General features: G+C 43.0%; 21 protein-coding genes. 1 reads left to right on the top strand and 20 read right to left on the bottom strand.

Annotated features, from left to right (window positions below; genetic code table 11):
• The 14 genes from AACH20_RS03220 to AACH20_RS03155 form a co-directional block, all read right to left on the bottom strand.
• Positions 1-1143 (bottom strand): hypothetical protein, encoded by a 1143-nt coding sequence (locus tag AACH20_RS03220; RefSeq protein WP_338504103.1) that lies wholly within the window; start codon positions 1141-1143, stop codon positions 1-3.
• Positions 1136-1834 carry a PilW family protein gene (locus AACH20_RS03215; protein ID WP_338504101.1) on the bottom strand — a complete coding sequence of 233 codons (699 nt, stop codon included), beginning with the start codon at positions 1832-1834 and terminating at the stop codon, positions 1136-1138. Before AACH20_RS03215 ends, AACH20_RS03220 begins: the two co-directional genes overlap by 8 nt.
• The gene (locus AACH20_RS03210; RefSeq protein ID WP_243818985.1) at positions 1818-2399 is read right to left on the bottom strand and encodes a type II secretion system protein; all 582 of its coding nucleotides are present in this window, start codon (positions 2397-2399) and stop codon (positions 1818-1820) included. The genes AACH20_RS03215 and AACH20_RS03210 overlap by 17 nt, the downstream gene beginning before the upstream one ends.
• Entirely contained in the window at positions 2392-3132 is a 741-nt protein-coding gene (locus AACH20_RS03205) for a type II secretion system protein (protein ID WP_338504097.1), read from the bottom strand. The genes AACH20_RS03210 and AACH20_RS03205 overlap by 8 nt, the downstream gene beginning before the upstream one ends.
• A 32-nt stretch (positions 3133-3164) precedes the next feature.
• Positions 3165-4046 carry a prepilin peptidase gene (locus AACH20_RS03200; protein ID WP_338504095.1) on the bottom strand — a complete coding sequence of 294 codons (882 nt, stop codon included), beginning with the start codon at positions 4044-4046 and terminating at the stop codon, positions 3165-3167.
• A gap of 72 nt (positions 4047-4118) precedes the next feature.
• The gene (locus AACH20_RS03195; RefSeq protein WP_338504093.1) at positions 4119-4598 is read right to left on the bottom strand and encodes a type II secretion system protein; all 480 of its coding nucleotides are present in this window, start codon (positions 4596-4598) and stop codon (positions 4119-4121) included.
• Between the two features lie 81 nt (positions 4599-4679).
• Complete coding sequence (locus AACH20_RS03190) at positions 4680-5894, bottom strand: type II secretion system F family protein (RefSeq protein ID WP_338504091.1); 1215 nt, start codon at positions 5892-5894, stop codon at positions 4680-4682.
• 3 nt (positions 5895-5897) lie between these two features.
• Positions 5898-6968, bottom strand: coding sequence for a type IV pilus twitching motility protein PilT (locus AACH20_RS03185; RefSeq protein WP_338504089.1), 1071 nt, complete (start codon positions 6966-6968; stop codon positions 5898-5900).
• Between the two features lie 11 nt (positions 6969-6979).
• Entirely contained in the window at positions 6980-8740 is a 1761-nt protein-coding gene (locus tag AACH20_RS03180; RefSeq protein ID WP_338504087.1) for a GspE/PulE family protein, read from the bottom strand.
• A 13-nt stretch (positions 8741-8753) separates the two neighbouring features.
• On the bottom strand, positions 8754-8984 hold the full coding sequence (locus AACH20_RS03175; protein ID WP_129637149.1) for a hypothetical protein: 231 nt from the start codon (positions 8982-8984) through the stop codon (positions 8754-8756).
• Complete coding sequence (locus AACH20_RS03170) at positions 8981-9649, bottom strand: hypothetical protein (RefSeq protein WP_338504084.1); 669 nt, start codon at positions 9647-9649, stop codon at positions 8981-8983. The genes AACH20_RS03175 and AACH20_RS03170 overlap by 4 nt, the downstream gene beginning before the upstream one ends.
• Positions 9649-10374 (bottom strand): PilN domain-containing protein, encoded by a 726-nt coding sequence (locus AACH20_RS03165; protein WP_338504082.1) that lies wholly within the window; start codon positions 10372-10374, stop codon positions 9649-9651. The genes AACH20_RS03170 and AACH20_RS03165 overlap by 1 nt, the downstream gene beginning before the upstream one ends.
• The gene (gene pilM, locus AACH20_RS03160) at positions 10371-11417 is read right to left on the bottom strand and encodes a type IV pilus assembly protein PilM (protein ID WP_338504080.1); all 1047 of its coding nucleotides are present in this window, start codon (positions 11415-11417) and stop codon (positions 10371-10373) included. Before pilM ends, AACH20_RS03165 begins: the two co-directional genes overlap by 4 nt.
• Positions 11418-11461: 44 nt before the next feature.
• Positions 11462-14431 (bottom strand): hypothetical protein, encoded by a 2970-nt coding sequence (locus AACH20_RS03155; RefSeq protein WP_338504078.1) that lies wholly within the window; start codon positions 14429-14431, stop codon positions 11462-11464.
• A gap of 44 nt (positions 14432-14475) precedes the next feature.
• Between AACH20_RS03155 and ychF the strand changes: the two genes are divergently transcribed.
• Complete coding sequence (gene ychF, locus AACH20_RS03150; RefSeq protein WP_338504075.1) at positions 14476-15555, top strand: redox-regulated ATPase YchF; 1080 nt, start codon at positions 14476-14478, stop codon at positions 15553-15555.
• Here ychF and AACH20_RS03145 read toward each other — a convergent pair.
• The 6 genes from AACH20_RS03145 to AACH20_RS03120 form a co-directional block, all read right to left on the bottom strand.
• Complete coding sequence (locus AACH20_RS03145; RefSeq protein ID WP_338504073.1) at positions 15545-16267, bottom strand: TlyA family RNA methyltransferase; 723 nt, start codon at positions 16265-16267, stop codon at positions 15545-15547. The two genes, ychF and AACH20_RS03145, sit on opposite strands and share 11 nt — an antisense overlap.
• 9 nt (positions 16268-16276) lie before the next feature.
• A complete protein-coding gene (gene efp, locus AACH20_RS03140; RefSeq protein WP_338504070.1) occupies positions 16277-16837 on the bottom strand; it encodes an elongation factor P in 561 nt (186 codons plus the stop codon).
• Positions 16838-16910: 73 nt separating this feature from the next.
• Positions 16911-17108 carry a 30S ribosomal protein S18 gene (gene rpsR / locus AACH20_RS03135; RefSeq protein WP_129634767.1) on the bottom strand — a complete coding sequence of 66 codons (198 nt, stop codon included), beginning with the start codon at positions 17106-17108 and terminating at the stop codon, positions 16911-16913.
• A 13-nt stretch (positions 17109-17121) separates the two neighbouring features.
• A complete protein-coding gene (locus AACH20_RS03130; protein WP_129632164.1) occupies positions 17122-17544 on the bottom strand; it encodes a single-stranded DNA-binding protein in 423 nt (140 codons plus the stop codon).
• 35 nt (positions 17545-17579) lie between these two features.
• Positions 17580-17933, bottom strand: a complete 354-nt coding sequence (gene rpsF / locus AACH20_RS03125; protein WP_165000120.1) for a 30S ribosomal protein S6 — start codon at positions 17931-17933, stop codon at positions 17580-17582.
• Between the two features lie 130 nt (positions 17934-18063).
• Positions 18064-20277, bottom strand: a complete 2214-nt coding sequence (locus AACH20_RS03120) for an FtsK/SpoIIIE family DNA translocase (protein WP_338504067.1) — start codon at positions 20275-20277, stop codon at positions 18064-18066.
• Positions 20278-20352: the final 75 nt, after the last annotated feature.

The raw sequence follows: 20352 nt of genomic DNA, 5'->3' as shown, positions 1-20352 counted from the left end.
TTATGGCTTACATCGACCTGCGGTAGCAGATCCGCCGCCAGATACAGAGAAATCTTTGCATAGACTATTCTTTAATTCAACCGCATTATTAGGATATGCGAAATCATCTCCTATTTGCAATCGAGCTTCAACTCTTCTAAACAAATCACTTGCCCGCCCCGTGGAATCGACAATTGGCTGGACTCCATCAAAATTGACAATTGTTCCGTCAGTTTTTTGAAGAGAAATCTTCACACTACCACCTTTATATATAGACAATAATCTCAAGAATGCAGTTTCACTACCAGCTGGAATCTCATCAACATCAATCACCGCTTTACACGAATATTCGCCAGAAAACTTGAATGTCTTACTGCAAGAAACCACACTTGTTCCATTATTATGTTCATTCCCGTCAGTTGCGCGTGGATGATCAGAAATCTTACCAGAAACAGCAGTACCATTCTGGCTTGCTACGTCTGACCTTAAAACGTTTGGCCGCAAGAAAGAAGTGACGCCAGTTGAATCTAAAGCCGCTAAATTAAAGGTGGATCCTGGATTGATAAGTTGCACGCGCATCAATTGTGGCGAATTAGCATTCCAGTTGTTTTTCGTCGGCAGATCCCCAGAAGTGGATATTTCAGTATTAGCGGCGTTGGCGCCATTCAAATTGCTCTCATCATCGCGCCTATACCATTCGATAGATATCTTGTTGAATGAACCAGTTGCGCGTAGTGGCACAATTTGAGATTTTTCCTCAATAGACTTATATATAAAATCTTGAGATTTCATAGTGATTTTTACACAAGTATACGCTTGATCAAATCTTTTACCCGCATCTGTACCAGTTTTAATAATAGTTTCGCCAGAAGAACTGCCTCCAACGACACCAGACGCCGCGACCATATTACAATTAATTGGACCATTCAGCACTCCCGCCGCTTGAATATTGCCCGTCTGGGCGGCACGAACTACACGCTTAGCATCCTCAACCCCAGCCAAAGCCGCGTCATAAGCACTTTGCGACAGATCATTATTCGAGGACTGTCGCTGATCCATAATCATCAACTTGATAAACCCAATAGTAACAATAGTCAGCAACATCGCGCCAAATATAACCGCAAAAAGAGATACAGCACCTGATTGTCGCGCATTTTTACCCATTTGTCCTCACAATCATCTCAAATTTATTTATAGCACAGAACTCAAAATTGCTATCATCTTCAGTCGGAGCTTTACAGGAAGAATTCCTTATTTCACTCATCTTGCTCGTCCCCAGAGTAAAAGTCAATTTATACAGCGCCTCTCTTGAATTATCTGAGGTAACCTTTTCTAACGTAACTTCGTGCACACCAATTGAGCCATCGCCGCTATTGATAGCCCTGAGCAAATTGGATGATTTTGCAAGATCGACGGTTTCTGGATATTTGCCAGAAGCATCTTTTTTACATAATCCGCTATCCGCATCAACTACACGCACCAAATTCACTGGGTTACCATCAACCTTAAACAGACTATTTCCGCCCAACAGACTAGGGTCGTCCAAATACTTCGGATTATTCCACACATAAGAATGAGAGCCAAGGCAAAGTCGACCAGTTGACCAATTGCTATTATTCGGTACCCTCAATCCCGTACTGTCAATCTTTTCAGCATTCGCCTGAAGAAAATCGCGTCGAATAGTATCTGAAATATCTCGCCCCGCTTGATTAACATCACGAAGCACAATACCTCTGCTATACATTTTTCCCGCTTGAATACCCACCATCGCAATCGACAACAAAAGAACAGAGATAAAACTCATGGCGAGCATCAATTCGATAAGTGTAAATCCTTTTTTATAGCCCCGAATCATACAACCTCACAATCGTACCAATAGTCGCCGGCATTTTGCTACCAACAGGCATCCAGCACGCTTTTATGTACGCATCATATTTGTTACTATCCCTGCTTCCAGTGACCGTACTCGGCTTAACCAATCTAACTGATATTCCATACGTTTTTTTAGTATCGCTATCAACCCGCGCGTATGTTTCTGCCGCTTTATAATCTCCAGGATTGTTCAATATACTAATCTTCGAAGCGAGCGAAGGCGTCGCAGCCAAAGCAAACTCTTTCGTAGAAAAATCATCAGGACATTTTTCAACACCCAAGTTTCCTTCATTGTCATTAACAGCAGAAACGCTCACCGAATTATTGTCTACCAATTTCTTCCAAGTATCATTTTTCATATCGTGAGCATATCTTATCATTTCAGCCTGAGCGTCAACCTGTTGACGAACCAACGTCGTCTCTAAAGAATACTGAGCAATAGCCATCCCGCGGTTCATGGTTTCTAATGCAATAACGGCGACTAGGCTAAAAATGGTTACTCCAAGTAACACTTCGACAAGTGTGTCACCTCTGTTAAACTTACGCATCAGCGCAACCTCCTGTCGCATTACCCATAACTACAGCATCAGCAGAACCTGCGTGTGATCGTAGAAAAATAGATAATCTCTCCCCCGGTAGCCAGCCGTCATCATAAACACAAATTTCCCCCTGTTGACGCTGCTCGCCAGCAGATTGCACAACTCCAGCACTATTTTTATTATTGACGAAATCAGTCAAATTGTCACCGAATCGACTCGTGTCAGTTCTAATATCCAACTGCCCCGTATCTGGATGGCGGTACATCAAAATAGAAATATACGCACTATCCTTAGCTTGGTTAGAGAACCTAGTTTTTGCTTGCCAATTAACAATATATTTGTCAGACTCAGCGCCGCGTTTATAAGTCCACGCACTACCCTTATCTGATCTATAGGCATAAACTGGATAAGTTTTGTACAGATTGCCGTTCGTCGAGCCCAAAGAACCTTCAGTGGTAATATAGCGACCAACAATCACACAATCAGATTGGCCGCGTAGAGTTTCAGCTCGACCATCAGAGCCTTCAATTGGACAAGTGTCCTTAGATCGCTCATTCTCAACATTGACCACCTTCGAGTACTCATTTCGCAAAAAACCAGCATAAGACTGCACCGAATCGCGATATTGCTGACGATTAATTGACATACTTACACCGACCATCAGCATAGAGGTCAGTAAGCCAGAAATAGCCACAAACAAAATCACTTCAATTATAGTAAAACCTTTTTGTTTATTGCCCATCACTTCTCCATTATAACATAAGCGCTTTTTACTTAGACAATAAGAAAGCCCCACTCTAAAATTTGTCGGCTAAAGAACCAAGCGAGTAAAAACCCTACGATAAGCAATGGGCCGAAGCATATCCGTGAAGTTGCTTGCAATTTTCCTCGCATCATTGATGGCAAGACAAGAAGCGTGCCGATAAGATTCGCGATAAACAACGCAGCAAACGCCAAAAGCCAGTTTCCCAAGAATAAACCCAGTCCAAGTCCAAGCTTAACATCACCAAAACCGATCCAAGTTTTATCTTCCCCGTAACGATATTTCGAGAATAAATATAGCACCATATATATTCCGCTCAGAATCGCAATCGACCCAAATAACGTCATCAAGCTTTTCGAAAAATCGCCAGCTAGACATACTTTTATTCCCGCAAAAATAGCGCCAAGAATGATAAACGGAATATTAACTACATCTGGAAGAAGTAGCCATCTGAGGTCATAGACAAATAAAATCGCCAGCAGCACCAAACTTGCCAACCACAAGACCAGCAACGCGACTTGCCAGATATCCGTTAATGATCCAGGCCAAAAAGCCACGGATGCAACGAATAATCCAGCTATCACTAGTTCTAGCAAGATTTCCATCCAACCGATAAATGCTTTGCAATATCTGCATCGCCCCAATCCAGCAACCCAACTTACCACAGGAATCAAATCGCACCACTTAAGCTCATGCCCGCAAGATAAACAGCGAGATCTATCTTTGGAAATTTTTTTTATCAATGGAGATAATTTCTTTAATTCCTTTTGGTTGACTTTTTCTCCAGCTTTTTTATCTTCCATCAATTGACGAGCCCGCAAGCGCCAAATTTGCGCTCCAGCGAAACTGCCTAAAATAGCCCCTAAAAATCCCACTAGTACAAACTTAATCATACTTCTTATGGTAACAAAAAACCATAAAAAAATCAGCCCCATACTGAGGCTGATTCATAATTTATCTATAGATTATACGTCCTGGCAATACAATTGCTTTTGAGAGCCATTATTTTCCAATAGAACTACAACTGCTGCGTTGCGTGAAGATCCGTTTTGCAAAGTTATATTTGCTGGATCGTCAGCAGATGGAGCTGGCGTGCTAGAAGGACACTTCTTGCCTCGCATAACCTTGATTTCATTGCCAGCGACTGACATTGAAGCACCAGGTGTAGCAACCTTTAACTCTGAAGACTTGTCGTATTGATCAAGCTTATCGACATACTTGCGTAGAGATTCTTCATTAAACGTGCCACCGTTACGATTAGCTGAATTCCAATTGGTAATAGCTGCAGCAACCGTTGAAGCGTCATTCTTCCTTGACTGGTCGTGCTGGCTACGTTGCAAAGCTGGCAATGCGATAAACACCATCGCAAAGATAAGTCCAGCAATAGCCAAGACTAGAACGACCTCGATGATTGTAAATCCTTTTTTATTATCTTTTTTTGTCATTAGATTTCCCACCTTTCTATGGTTTACCTATATTTACGCAAAAATGCTTACGTTTATAATACACTAAAAATATAAGTCAGTCTAGCGAATATTGATGTTGCCAACCAAGCTATAGATTGGAAGCAAGATAGCCGACACCATCGTACCGGCAACTATAGCCAAGAAGACCATTAGGACTGGTTCTATCGCCGTCGACAAAGCGCGAATTTCCTCATCAAGCTCATCTTCATAAACTTGAGCGGTCTTGCCCATCATCTCATCAATCTTACCCGACTGCTCACCGATTTTAATCATCTGCGGCACCATTGCTAGGAAATAATCTTCATTAGATAAAGAAGCCGAGAGCGCCTTACCACCTTTAACCTTATCCGATGCGCGAAGTATGCTTTCACTAATAATCACGTTATTAACAGCGTCAGCCGTAATACGAAGCATATCAAGCATTGGCACGCCAGTTCTCAGAAGAACTTGACCAGTTCTAGCAAATCGAGCCATGTACATCTTCCTGAACATTCCTTTAAATAGCGGGACATTGAGCTTAAAGATGTCTTTAGTCCTAATTCCCTGCTCAGTTTTCAAATATTGTGCTAGGAAATAACCGCCGATAATCATTGCCAATATAACAAGCCACCAAAGACTACTAAAAAAGTTCGCCACTTTAATCATCGCAAGAGTCACAAATGGCAACTCCTTATTTAAGTCACGATACAGACCCTCAACTTGCGGAACAACCGTGAACAACATAAATCCGATAACTAAGATAATCACTACCAAGACAATTGACGGATACATCATAGCACCTCTAATCTTACTCATCATAGCAGCGTCTTTTTCCTGCTGAGCAGCTAACCTCTTAAGCGAATCATCCATCGTACCTGACGTTTCACCAGCCGAAACCAAAGCTACATAAACTTTATTAAAAGCCTCTGGATGCTTTGCGAACGAATCAGACAAGGATTTACCACCTTCGACGTCAGAGATAATTTCCTGGACTATCTCCTGCATACGCTTATTCGTAGTCTGCTCCTGAACCGTTCGAAGGCTTTGTGCCAAAGGTAGTCCTGCTCCAATAAGAGTTGCTAGCTGACGAGTAAACACAACCTTGTCCTTAGTGGTGATTCTACCAGAAAACCTCGCAAAGAAATTTGTTTTATCGTCTTGTAATTCAATTTTTAACGGCACAAAGCCCTGCGCCGTCAAAAGCTTTGCGGCAGCGTTTTCACTATCAGCCTGAACAACTGATTTAACGATTTTGTTACTTGCGCTATCTCTGGCTTCATAATTGTATTTTTTCATTTATTACCCCCTCATCAACCTCTCAAATTCCGTCAAATCGACAGCAAATTCACGAGCACTATCATACGTAATCGTACCGTTCTGCACCAAATTGGCCAAAGTTCGATCCATCGTCTGCATTCCCTGGTCAGCACCAGTCTGAATCACGGCATCCAATTGGTGAGATTTACCTTCGCGAATAATATTGCGCACCGCTGGATTAGCAATCAAAACCTCTGCCGCCACGACTCGTCCACCGCCGATAGCTGGGACTAGTCGCTGCGAACAAATTGCCATCAAAATATTACTGAGCTGAGCGCGAATCTGTGGCTGCTGGTGTGGCGGGAACACGTCAATCATACGGTCGATTGATTGTGCAGCAGAGTTTGTGTGTAGCGTCGCAAACACCAAGTGTCCAGTTTCAGCAATTGTAATCGCTGCTGAAATCGTCTCGAGGTCGCGCATCTCACCAATCAACACAACGTCTGGGTCCTGACGAAGGCTTGAGCGTAAAGCCGCAGAGAACGAATAGGTATCGTAGTGAACTTCCCGCTGAACTACCACTGATTTTTTCGACTTGTGAGTAAACTCGATAGGATCTTCAATGGTAATAATATGCCGTGAGCGCTCAGAATTAATTTTATCAACCAGCGCCGCCAAAGTCGTTGACTTGCCGGAACCAGTTGGACCAGTGACCAACACCAAACCGCGAGGAAAATCCGCAAACGTATTAACAACTGGTGGCATACCTAGTTCAGACGCCGACTTAATTTCATTTGGAATCAAACGTAGAGCTGCAGCCAAATTGCCACGCTCATGGAAGGCGTTAACTCGGAATCGTCCCAGTGTACCAAACGCAAACGAAAAGTCGAATTCCTTATCTTTTAGCAAAATCTGTCGCTGATCTTCATCAAGAATCTGAAATACCAATCTCTCAACTGCAGGCTCGTCCAATGGTTGAGTTCCGGCGGCCGGCATTAATGAACCGTCAATTCGTAGCATTGGCGGCAAACCAACTTGGATATGAAGGTCCGAAGCACGCTTCTTAACGACTTCTTCCAGCAAAATCTCAATTCGCAATTCTTGATTATTCATGTTTCCTCCTTTTACGCGGTATCCGCCGCTACCCTATTAACTTCTTCTATTGTCGTTATTCCGTTCAACGCCTTCAGATAACCATCTTGACGCATCGTAATCATCCCTTGCTGAATTGCCATTCGCTGGATTTCCGCTGAGGTTGCGCGCTTAACAATCAAATTCTGAATCTCTTCGGTAATATCCATAACCTCATACAAACCAGCTCGCCCAGCATAACCGCGAGGAGTCTGCGGCGTATCTTTTCCTTTTGCCAAGGCAAACGACGTCTGCGTCGCTAGCGGCAAACTTTCATATCCCAAATCTTGCGCGTATTGAGCAACCTGCTCCCTTGTTTGCGGCAATAATCCACCAACCGCCTCGCGAATTGCCTGCGTTTCCAGTGGTGATGATTGATAAATATCTCGACGGCGCGCCACTCGCCTCACCAAACGCTGACCAATAATCGTGTTAACCGTACTGGCTATAAGAAATGGCTCAATTCCCATATCTAACAGACGCGGCAGCACACCAGCGGCGGAATTGGTGTGAAGTGTTGAGAAAACTAAGTGCCCCGTTAAGGCTGCCTGAATAGCCAAATTTGCTGTTTCATTATCGCGAATCTCACCAACCATCACAATGTCTGGGTCTTGACGCAAAATTGAGCGCAGCCCAGAAGCAAACGTCAAGCCAACTTCCGCGTTCACCTGAATCTGATTGACGCCATCCATCTTATACTCAACCGGATCTTCAAGCGTCACAATATTCACAGTGTCGTCTTTAATTTCTTTAATCAACGCGTACAAACTCGTTGACTTACCAGAACCAGTTGGACCTGACGTCAAAATCATTCCATTTGGCCGCTTAATTCCCTTGCGAATCGTTCTTAACGCGCGCCCAGCGTAGCCCATGTCTTCCAAATTGAAAGAACTTCCGCTCTTATCAAGCAGACGAATAACCACCTGTTCACCCCAAACAACAGGAGAGATAGCAATACGAAGGTCAACCTCCTTGCCTGCAACGTTAACCGCGAATTGACCATCCTGAGGAATGCGATGTTCGTCAATCTTCAAATTGGAAAGAATCTTAATACGACTAACTAACGCCGGCTCAATGCTCTTTGGGAGCTGCATTATTTCACGCAAAACACCGTCAACGCGACAACGAATCTTCAAATCCTTCTCTAATGGCTCAATATGCACGTCGGATGCGTGACTCTTTACCGCGTATTCCAAAATTGTCGATAACGCTCGTGATATCGGCGAATCTTGAACAATTGTTTTAATATTTCCAGCCTCCGACAAAGACTCTTCCTGCGAAGCCTGTGCAGCCACATTAACAGATGACAAGTCAGTCTTATATTGATCCAAGACATGACGGACACTCTCTTCCGAAGCCATGAAAACTTTTATCGGACGCTGGATGCGATTCGACAAATAGTCCACCGCTTGAACATTATTCGCGTCGATCATCGCTACTGCTAATCGATTCTGAACTTCGGCCAGCGGCACAGCCATAAATCTCTCAGCAACGTCGGACGGCAATAGAGATAAAATATCCTGGCTAATAACACTATTCGACAGATTGACATACGGCACGCCCGAAACTTGAGCCACACCATGAACCAGTAGCTCATTATCAAGCAGTCCTTCTTCGCTAAGCAAACTAAATAACGGCTTGCCACTCTCAGAGGCACGCTTTAAGGCATCATCAATGACAGACTTCTCAATAAGCCCCTCGTTTACGAGCAGCTCGATCAACTTATCTTGGATGTCGTCCGTCAGTAAAGCCATTTACACCCCTTCTCTATTTGGCTGCATCTTGACCTACGAATATTTCAACAGTTGGATTTATCGCATTATTATTAAAAATTGCTGGGTTTGGTTTTTCGACGTCAGGTGATATTTCTCGAATAGTCTGTACTTTTGTGCCAGATTCTGGGACTTTTAAGAACGAGATGTTAGAGGCGACAATATAGCCGATTGCCACACCCACACCCGCGATCAATACTACCATTGCTATGTCTGTTTTCTTCATGGCTTAACCACCTTATTCTCTAATTGTATTGTTTGCGCTGGCTCGTAATAAGCGACACCTCGAACCACTAAGCTCAATCTATCCTCATTTCGCTGGATTTCCACGGTCTTTAGGTCAATGACTCGAATAGACGCCTCTAACTTAGTTAACAATTCTTTCAATTTTTCAGCCGGACCGCTCACTTCCATAGTAAATGATATGGCATTTTCAGACGTTGACTCAGAGCTTTCACTATCAGATCCAGATTGAGCAACGGTCAGATTTTGAATAGTCACACCAGTAGTTGTATCAATAAATTTATTCTTCAATGAAGCGCCAAGAGCGTCGGCGTTCGCATTATCTGGCAATGCATCCAGTACCGTCTGAAGAGCATTACTTTCGCTACTTGATTTTATAGAGTTAAGAGCAGTATTCGTATCTAAAACTCGGATATTTTTCTTTAATTCGTCAACAGATGATAAATTCTTATCCAAGCGAGAAATCGTATTTTGCTTCTCTAAAAGAATCTTTGAATGAAATACAATTTGCTTCACTAAAAATACACTCACAACAAGCGCAATTCCCGCCAAAAATGCCGCAGAAGCCACAAAAATAAACATAGTCTTTTTCGATGAGTCAATCTGTTGCCGCTTGCGTATTGCAACTTCTTTATTATCGGTCGCCATTATTTCTTCTCCTGTTTTTTCGAGTTACTCTTAAACAAGCTATCTGGAATACCTCGGCGAGAATCTGTCACATCAACCTTACCAGTCGGCGTCAATACGGAAACTGTGCCATTATTTGCAGGCGCTAGTAATTCTTCTGCGTATTCAAACGAGAACGAGAATTGTAACACTTTTTTACCTTCTGAATTCTCTCCAAAACTAGTATCGCCATCTTTTATCTCCTTAGTCAGACTAACCTCGGAACTTTTATCACCATCAGTAGTCTGAACTTTCGTATTCAAGATGGTTTTCTTTAAAGTCTCTAGCGCACTATAGCCATTAACCGCGCTACCCTCCAGAGTAATAGTTTTTGACCCAGGATTGACTTTTATATCCGAAAAACTAACATTATTTGGTGCAACTGGATTAACCGCCGTTACAACATCAAAAATCCTTGAATTAATCTTCTTTCCAGAATGTTGCTCATTGATCTTTGTTAATTGATGTTGAATCGTTACAACCTTATTGAGATCTTCGACCGCCATCAATTTATCGTTTCTATCTTTAATAACTCCGTTCTGGACCGCCTCGGCTGCAATTTGGCTACCCAAAATCAACGCCAAAACAACTACTGCCGCAATCGAAGCACCGCCCACTAAGAACGATATCGAAATAACTCGATTGCGCATAACTCGAGTCTTTAATAGCTCGCGTTTAACGTTTGGGAGAAGATTTATCTCAATCATGATATATTACTCCTTTGTGCCAGACCTACGGCAATAGCAAATTCTGAAGCAATCGGCGCCAATTGCTGTTGATCTGACTGAGAAACTTGAACACGCTGCCACGGATCTGCGGCAATTGACTGGACTCCAGTTTTATTCATCACATATCCATCAAGTTGCGGAATAGCTGAACCAAACCCTGATAACAAAATTCCAGAAACTGCTACGCTTGGATATCGAGTTTGGAAAAACTTTATAGATTTCACCAACTCTGAAGAAAAATTGTCGAGAGTTGAATCAATAGCCCTTAACACTTGACCGTCTAATTTATCCGGCGCCAAACCAAATTTCAAAATAAATTGACGAGCTTGATCTTCCTGAACACTAAGATTCTGAACCGCCGATCGAACCAAAGATGAAAGTCCAGTTGGAATCATACGAATAAGTCGCGGCGCTCCGTTGTAGACGACCGCCAAATCCGTTGAATTTTCGCCCATATTGATAATCAAACGCGCATCCTGAGAATCGGTAGCCGATAAAGAGCGAACCATAGCAATAGCGTTCGGCTCTTCAGCAATCACATTGAAGCCAAGATTTTCAACTAATTCCAGACGCTCTTCCGCATAAGCCTTCGCTGTACTTGTCAGCAAAATCTCATACTGATTCTGAGCATGCAAACTATCGCCCAATAAAGCCCAGTCAACTTCTGCCTCATCCAAAGACATTGGAATATATTGGTCAATTTGATACTTCATCATCGCCTTTAGTTCTTGCTCAGGAACTTTCGGCACGTCAATAATGGTAGAAAACGTCTTATTTGACGGCAAACCAACAGCCACATTAGACGTCTTAATTCCGGCTTGACCAACGGCGGTCATAATAGCCTCACCCAAGCGTCGCTTAGACTCTGGAGAATCGCCGCTCGTTATCTTAGAATCAACTGGTGTATAACCGTAATGAGACAAACTCCATCCCGCGCCAGTACGAGACAATTGAACCACCCGCACCGCATTCGTATCGATGTCTAGTCCGAAGAAGTCGCCCAACCCTTTTGCTAATTTCATAACTAATAACAATTATATACATTAGCGTTTTAATTTGCAAACTTTTAATATCTTGGCGGCAATTCACGAACATTCATCGTGCTAATCGCGCCAGTGTTTCGATAATTATTATAAGCCCAAATATAAGTATCAGCCCTCAAATTAATGATTTCTGCTGGAGTTCCAGGATGCATGTTCGGATCATTCTTTGCAGATGAAGCATGTTTTCCGCCGTACGTTCGTCGCAAGAACAAGTGTCCAGTTTTAATTGGCCCGTTAACCTTCAGCTGTTTACCGCAAGAAGATTCAGAAACTCCATTCAGCCAAGCTCCAGCGCTAATTACCACGCCACAGGTACTAACATATCCGTCTTTCTGAGTAATCAACCAAGCATTCACTTCTCCAACCGAAGGCTCTATAATAATATTCTTCGCGTAGATAATTAGTTGTGGCAATTGACGTACATCATTCGTGTCTGTGTATAGCAAATCGCCCGAAATCGTAACTACACCCGAGGACTTTATGACTATACTCTTGCCTACGCTTAATTTTGACCCCGTTAAGGTTACGTTTCCAGCGTTATATTCACCCGTGGCCAAGCTGTTGACATCCACGTTACCAGAAACACTGCCCTTGACGCCACCAACCGACGGTAAAGTAAAATTATCTGGAACCGAACTGGTGCTGCTGAAATTACCAAACTTTGGAATATTGGCGAAAGTTAGCTTATTATAGTCACGCGGAGTTACTCCCGAGCGACCATTAAACGACGATGATAATCCAGCACCCGAAGCCGAATCCGCCTTACCATTAGCAATAATTCCATATTCACCCCAAGAACCGTACACATTCTGATTTGTATAAGCCATCTTATAGGCCAATGATATATCCTCGATCAGTAGCCCCATATGCGATGGGTTAGATTTTACATAAATATCGATGAAGTTGTTATTCTCGTATAAAACAGTGCCCGGCTGCGTCTCAGCAGTAAACCGGGAATTTACAACATAACCCGGAAAACCCCAACCAGAATACTGGGTTCCCTCAGGTCTTGCGCCGTTTTCATTACCCAACACCTTCATTTCATGACCATTAATTTTCACTCGAACATAGTTATCTACAGCTCCACTAAAACCAATCTCCAGCTTCTTAGCATCTTTTAGCTCTCCTAAATTAACACCTTTTAACCTAAAGACATACGTATTCGAGCACGAGATAACTTCTGCTATAGGGCGAGTATCATCCCGACAGTTCAGATTCGCTGGATCCGGTTTACTATTAGAATGCGTATGCCGACCAAAACTATTTATACTAATCCACTTCGCAGAGTCAGATGTCCTCCAAACACCCCTCTTGCAATAATCAGGATTATAGACAAGCGATGCGTCCCCGACTATACTGTAATACATAGGATCGGGTTTACATGTAATATAACCATCTTGCAATACATCACCTCCGCTAGGATTGCGCCACTGTGTCGTTACGACCGTTCTGGCTTGATAGTCGTCTTTTAGATTGGTCGCGTCACCATGGCAGCTCGGAAGATAATCTGGCTGTCCAGTAGACTTCTTATATGCTCTCTGATTTCCATTGCCGCCATACTGATCCTCAGCACATACTATAGACCAGTGCGGATCAACACTGTCACCGCCCTTAAAGCCGTATTCACCAGGACTAAAATTAATATTGCCTCCAATTTTATTACCATTTCTATCTAATCCTGTACCCCATAACCCTTTTGACCGTATAGAAGTCTTATCTAACTCAATACGGCTAAGATTCTCATCAGGAACGTTCACGTTGTTTGATGTCTTACTAGTAATAACCTCTTTATCTGTCTTAATATCACCGCCCCAAACCTGAACCTTTGGTCTTTTTGACGACCTAATACACTTAACCGCGTATTTAAAATCCGTCGAAGGCGCCGAACCGTTGTAATTACTGACCATAACCACATAACATAGGCTGTCGTTAGCACTTAGCTTAACTCTATCCAGATTATCTATCTGATTTGTAGCCACTGGAGTCTGACCGGTGTTTAATTGACTGCCAGTGTTTTGAACAATTTTTCCACACGCGCCACTATCAATATTCAAGCTATCTTTATATTGTCCTTTAATCAGTCGCACGACTGCACACGGCCAATCATTGTCAGCAGTACCCCCAGGCAACGAAACTACATTATCCTTGCCCGTAAGCCCCGATACTTCAGCCCCTCTGACAACAAACCGAGCAAGTGCATACGAAGAATTTTGAGTTTTTGACGTGCCCTTATTATTCAACCCAGCATTTATTCCCTCAATTTTCGTGACATTTTCTGCGTCAATGTAATCCGAGTTAACACTAACCGAAGGCTCTACGTCATAATCATATGGAACCTCTACGCACGCATACTGCGAATAGCCCCATCCCGAAACCGGCAAAGAATTCCGCTTACTCCAATAGATTCGCTGACAGATACGCTTGCCCATATCCTCTTTTCGAATAACTCGCGTAAACATAAATTTATCTTTTCCAAGCTCGCCATGAAGATCCTCAAGCCGAGATTTGCCGTTCAACGCCTCCATAGAGGTAGTGTGATAATCCGCTGGATTGTTCATCCGCTTCCAGGCATAATCCTTCCAATCCGTCATAACGTTAAACCATCGAGGATCTTCATTATGCCAAGCCCCCCTGTCGTTCAGACTGACATCATTATCCATCGGCTGATTTGAGCTTAAATCGAACACATCTTGCTGAACTCCAGTCACGACATTGTCAGTGGCTCCTCCGCTAACAAAAAGACTATGCCACCAGTCAACAGTATCACCAGGCTTTACATTCTTAAGTCGCCCAGGCGCCACCACCCAGTCAGAGCCGTACTTATTCGTGTCTGACGAATCAAACTTCTTCGTCACCCAGGATTTACCAGTTATCGTCCAATTTGGCGAGCTTGGCGCCGCGTACGTATAGATAAAAAAAGCCGTTACTGAAATAGCTAAAGCCACTACTATTGCCAGCATGCCCACCTTAGGCAATGAGTATTTTCTTCTCATGCTTATAATTATATCAAAGATTACGCAGATGATATAATAAATATATGAGTTTATCTATTGGAATCGTTGGCTTACCGAACGTCGGCAAATCGACACTTTTTAACGCTTTAACAAATAATGATATTTTGGCGGCTAATTATCCGTTTGCGACAATTGAACCGAACACAGGAATCGTTCCCGTGCCAGATAATCGCCTGCAAATTTTAGCCGATCTTTATCACGCGCAAAAAATTATTCCAGCCACCGTCACTTTCGTTGATATCGCGGGACTGGTTGCTGGCGCGTCTAAGGGTGAAGGTTTGGGCAATAAGTTTCTTCACAACATCAGAGAGTGTGACGCAATTATTCATGTTGTTCGTGCGTTCGAAAATTCAAAAATTTTGCGTCACGATGAAGCACCGATTGATCCTAAGAAAGACATTGAGGTTATAAATACCGAGCTGATTCTGGCTGATCTACAAACTCTTGAAAAACGCCTGCCCCAGCTTCAAAAAGAAGCCAAAGCAAATCCAAAAGCTCGTCAAAAAGTTGAATATCTGCAGTCTTTAATCGACAATTTACAAAAAGGCGTACCAATTTCCGCCCTGTCAGATGTGGATTTTGAGGCAATTTCCGACCTACACCTTCTTACCGCCAAACCTGTCATTTACGCATTTAATGTTGACGAAGAAGGATTGAACAATTCTGATCTACAGAGTCAATTGACCGAACTCGTAAGTCCCGCAAAAACCGTCTTTGTCTGCGCAAAACTAGAAGAAGAATTGAAGGGCTTATCTGAAAATGACACCAAAGAGTTATTAGAAAGCTACGGCGTCAAAGAAACTGGACTCGCCAAACTTATTCACGCAGCCTACGATACGCTCGGACTACAAAGCTACTTAACTGCGGGCGAAAAAGAAGTTCGCGCTTGGACAATTCACAAAGGCTGGACTGCACCGCAAGCCGCGGGCGTTATTCACTCGGATTTTGAGCGCGGATTTATTGCCGCACAGATTGTTGATTTTAACGATTTAGTCGCAGCGGGATCGGAAGTTAAGGCTCGTGAAAACGGCAAAATTCGCACCGAAGGAAAAACTTACGTTATGCAACCGAATGACGTTGTTGAGTTTCGGTTTAACGTTTAGCTAATTTCAATTTGTAAAATCGCTCAAGATTACCCTTACTGCCTGCCACTTCACTATCTTTTTTATCTAAGATAACAAAATACTTTTTCGCCCAATCTTCAAAATCGGATAAAATCTGTCGACGAACTTTATCGTTTTTAATAATTCCCTTATTAACCTGATGCCGCCCCGCCTCAAATTGAGGCTTTACCATAGCAATCAAAACAGTACCGCTATTCATCAAATTTTCTGCCACATGCGGCAAAATTTCTCTCAGCGATATAAACGACACATCGCCCACGATTATATCAATTGCTTCATCAGCATAAAAATCACGAATATCGGTCTTTTCGTGGAGAGCAATTTTTGGATTCGGCCTCAAACTTGGATGGAGCTGATCCGTTCCAACATCAACAGCAAATACCTTTTTGGCGCCATGACGCAGCGAATAGTCAGTAAATCCACCCGTACTCGAGCCAATGTCCAGAACCGTTTTATCCTGAAAATTAAGACGAAAATACTCCGCTACGCTTGCCAGTTTTAAGCCAGCTCGCGAAACATAAGTTTCTTTCTTCTCGAGCTTTATCTCGTCCGAATCAGACACCATAGTTCCTGATTTCTGGACAATTTTCTTATTCAAAAAAACATAGCCCAGGCGAATAAAATTATCCGCCTGAGACCTTGTTGTTGCCAAACCACGCTCGACCAGAGCTTTATCTAATCGCTGTTTCATTAAATATTATTATTTCTTTCGCTCGCGATATTCACCAGTGGATGTGTCAACGCTAATAATATCACCCTGCTTGATAAATGCTGGAACTTTGACAACTAGCCCTGTCTCCAAAGTAGCGTCTTTTAACACAGATGAAGTCGTATCGCCCTTAACCACATCTTCCGTGTAGGTAACTTCCAGATATTTATTCTTTGGTAGTTCAACGTTAATCACTCGACCGTCGAAGAATTGGAGGCTTAATTCGTCGCCTTCTTTCAGGTATTTACTAGCGTCGTCCACGATTTCCGCAGCCAGCTCAAATTGCTCAAAGCTAGTCGGGTCCATGAAATAGAACTTGTCACCATCGTTATACAAATATTGCGCAGTTTTGTTATTTACTTCCGCAGCTTCGATTCGCTCTTGACCCTTGAAAGTCTTTGGAATAACACTTCCGTCAATTAGGTTTTTCAATTTCACGTTAACAATCGAACCGCCACGACCCATAACTTTTTGGCCGTATTCTACGACGCGATATGGCTTGCCGTCAATTTGGCAAACTGCGCCTTTTTTCAAATCAGTTGGCTGATACATATTTTCTCCTTTCCAATAAAATATCTCGCTGCCAAATATGTAATAGCAACGAGATATTGCGCATTAAACGTTCCTAGTTGCTGCTGACAAATGGTAACAAAGCCAAGTGGCGAGCACGCTTAATTGCTACTGCCAAGCTTCGCTGTTGCTTTTCGCTCAAACCAGTCTTGCTGATTGGCTCGATTTGACCGTAAACATTGATGTAACGTTGCAAAGTTTTTACATCTTTATAGTCAAAAATAATCGGTGGATTTTTCTTCAATTGTGCCATTTTAATCTCCTTATTAGAATGGAATTTCGCTTAGGTCAATTGGCTTATCGTCAATTTCCGTTACGACTTCCTCTTTTTTAGTAGTCTTTGGTGCTGCAGAACCTGAATTATCGCCATTTGGACCGTCTAAGAACGTTACGTCCGAAGCAGTAACTTCAATTCGACTCTGCCTTTTACCGGTATCCTTATCTTCCCAGCTATCCTGTCGCAGTCGTCCTTGGATCAAAACCCGACGACCTTTGCTTAGATATTGCATTACCAAATCACCAAGTTTATCCCAGGCTGTGATATTGAAAAAGTCAGCCTGATCGTCTTGAGATTGTCGATCAACAGCAATACTGAAACTAACTACGTTCTTGCCAGAAGCAGTTGTTCGCTGTTCTGGATCGCGTGTCAATCTACCCAACAAAATCACTTGATTGATACTTCGTGCCATATTCTATCCCCTCTTTTACCTTACGGCAGTTAGGCTTATTTACTTGATTCGCTTGAATCAGATTCTTCGTTGCGTGCTTTTTGCTCGCTTAATGCTTGACGAGTTTTTTCATCAGTTTTTACCAATAGGTAACGCAAAACTTCGTCGGTAATATTAAGCGTATTTGAAATCTTCAACAAAGCTGGTGCTGGCAATTTAACCTCAAAGCAAACGTAAACTGCAAAATCTTCACGCTTGATTGTGTAGGCCAATTTTTTCTTGCCCCAGTTATCTTCTTTAGTAATTTCACCACCGTTAGTAGTGATTAAACCACGTACCTTATCCAACGCTGAATCTAGATTAGCCTCTAAATCCGGGTGAATAAGAACAGTTAGTTCGTATTCGTTCATGTTTCCTCCTCTGGAATCCATTTACGGATGCTTACGCTGTCTCACGTAAGCTTAGGTTAATATTCAATTGCTATTATATCACTAAACAGCCAATATTGCCAATCTCACTACTGATAAGTCGTAACAATTACTATTCCGCCAGCAATTCCTCAAGCTCTTCTGGACTAGAAATCAAAACATCACGTGGCTTAGAACCATTCTGCGGACCAATGATTCCCCGCTCTTCCATCTCTTCAATAATTCGCGCTGCTCGCTGATAACCAATTCCCAGGCGCGTTTGCAGCATACTTGTTGAGGCCTTGCGTCGTTCGACCACCACACGAACCGCATCCTTAAACTTATCATCACCACCTTCAGATAAGTCCATCACGACGCCACCCTTGCCGTCCAATTGAACCGGCTGAGCCACCACTTCATCGTTGTACTGCGGAGCCATCTGCATACGCAAATGATCGGCAATTTTATTCACCTCGTCATCTGTCACCCAGGCACCCTGAATACGTTTTGGCTTGCTCATACTTGTTACGTAAAATAGCATATCACCCTGACCTAATAGTTTTTCAGCTCCAGATTGGTCTAAGATCGTAATACTGTCAACTTGACTAGCCACCGTAAAGGCAATGCGCGCCGGCACGTTAGCCTTAATCAAACCAGTAATAACATTCACACTCGGACGCTGAGTTGCCAATACCAAGTGAATACCAACCGCTCGCGATTTCTGCGCCAATCGAACAATTAACGTCTCAACATCCTTTTTAGCCATCATCATAAGGTCAGACATCTCATCCACCACAATCACAATATACGGCATCGATCCATCTTCATGCTCCTGAACATTGCCATTTTCATCAGCAATCGCAATCTTCTTAGCGCGCGACTGCAGTCTCTTGTTGTATTCCTTAATATTACGGATTTTCTCGCCCGCCAACAATTTGTAGCGTCGCTCCATCTCATTCACCGCCCACTTCAAAGCTGAAATGGTCTTCTCTGGTTCATTAATAACTGGCGTAAGAAGGTGCGGAATATCAGCATACGGTGCCATTTCAACTTGCTTCGGGTCAACCAGAATCAACTTCATATCACTCGGACTATTGCGATACAGCAAGCTACACAGCAAAGTATTAATCATCACAGACTTACCAGAACCCGTTTGTCCAGCAATCAACAAATGCGGCATCTTTCCCAGTTCACCCACAACAACTTGACCAGATATATCTTTACCAATTCCAAAACTCAAAGGATCACGAGCAGCAGCCCACTGCTTCGACGACAAAGTACTTCGTAGGCGAACTTCAGCAGCCTTACGGTTAGGTACCTCAATACCAACCGCTCGCTGACCAGGAATTGGCGCCTCAATCCTTAAACTTTGTGCTGCCAAATTAAGCGCAATGTTAGTTTCCAGCGCCGTAATTCGCGTCAATTTAACCCCACTTGGTGGTCTTAGGGTGTATTGCGTGACTTTTGGACCAACATTAATGTCGCCCATCGCCGCTTCAATATTAAATTCAGCCAGCGTATCGTGGATTATTTGGGCGTTCTGGCGCGTATCTCCAGCATCAGCACCGCTTTCGTTCTTCTCTAATAGATCCAAGCTTGGCGCCTCCCAATTCGGATCACGAGTTGCCACCAAAGCCTGTTCTTCATTGGCCTTTTCCGGCTTCTCTACTTTCTTCAATAGACTCTTTTTCTCTTTGGCTGTATCAATTATTGGCACACCGGCGTTTAGCTTAATTTCTCCCAGGTCGGTCTTTTTCTCTTCTTCTGCTGGCTGAGCAATTGACGCCTTCTTCATAACAGAACGATTATCATCGTCTTCCTTGGTATTGCTCTTTAATATCTCCCAAAGTTTACTGAAAACCGTAAACGGTGACGTTTGAGTAATAAATAGAACTGTTATAAACGCCAAAACCAGATAAATAATCACCGCAATTGCCGAATCTACCATTTTCAAGGTTGCCGTATTCAATATATCGCCCACAAATCCACCAGAATTCGGATGCGAAGCCGTCTTCATTAGCCCAAACAATCCAGAAAACCACACAATTTCCAGAATTGCCGCAAATTTCACCACTGTAGGCAATTGATTCTCTTCCGCTCGGAAAGTCTCAACCGCCAAATAAATCAGCAATATCGGCAAGGCATACGCGGTGTAACCAATAGTTTTTACGGTCGCCATATCAATCCATTGTAAAACTGGACCACCAACGCCAAACCACGATACGACAAGTAGTAGCGACAAAAGAATAAGCATCACCGCGCCAACTTGCGACCAAAAACCCGCCGGCAAACTATGCTGCGGCTTGGCTGGTGCGGATTTTTTCGTGCTCTTTCGTTTTTTTGCCATAATCGTTTTTATTATACACTGATTTTACACTTATTAACAGATGTAAAATCAACTTAATACGCTTAGTATTATAGC

The sequence above is a fragment of the Candidatus Minimicrobia sp. QA0096 genome (assembly GCF_963967315.1).
Taxonomy (GTDB): Bacteria; Patescibacteriota; Saccharimonadia; order Saccharimonadales; family Saccharimonadaceae; genus Nanosynbacter.
The sequence above is the reverse complement of the archived record's forward strand: the minus strand, read 5'-3'. Positions and strand labels throughout refer to the sequence as shown.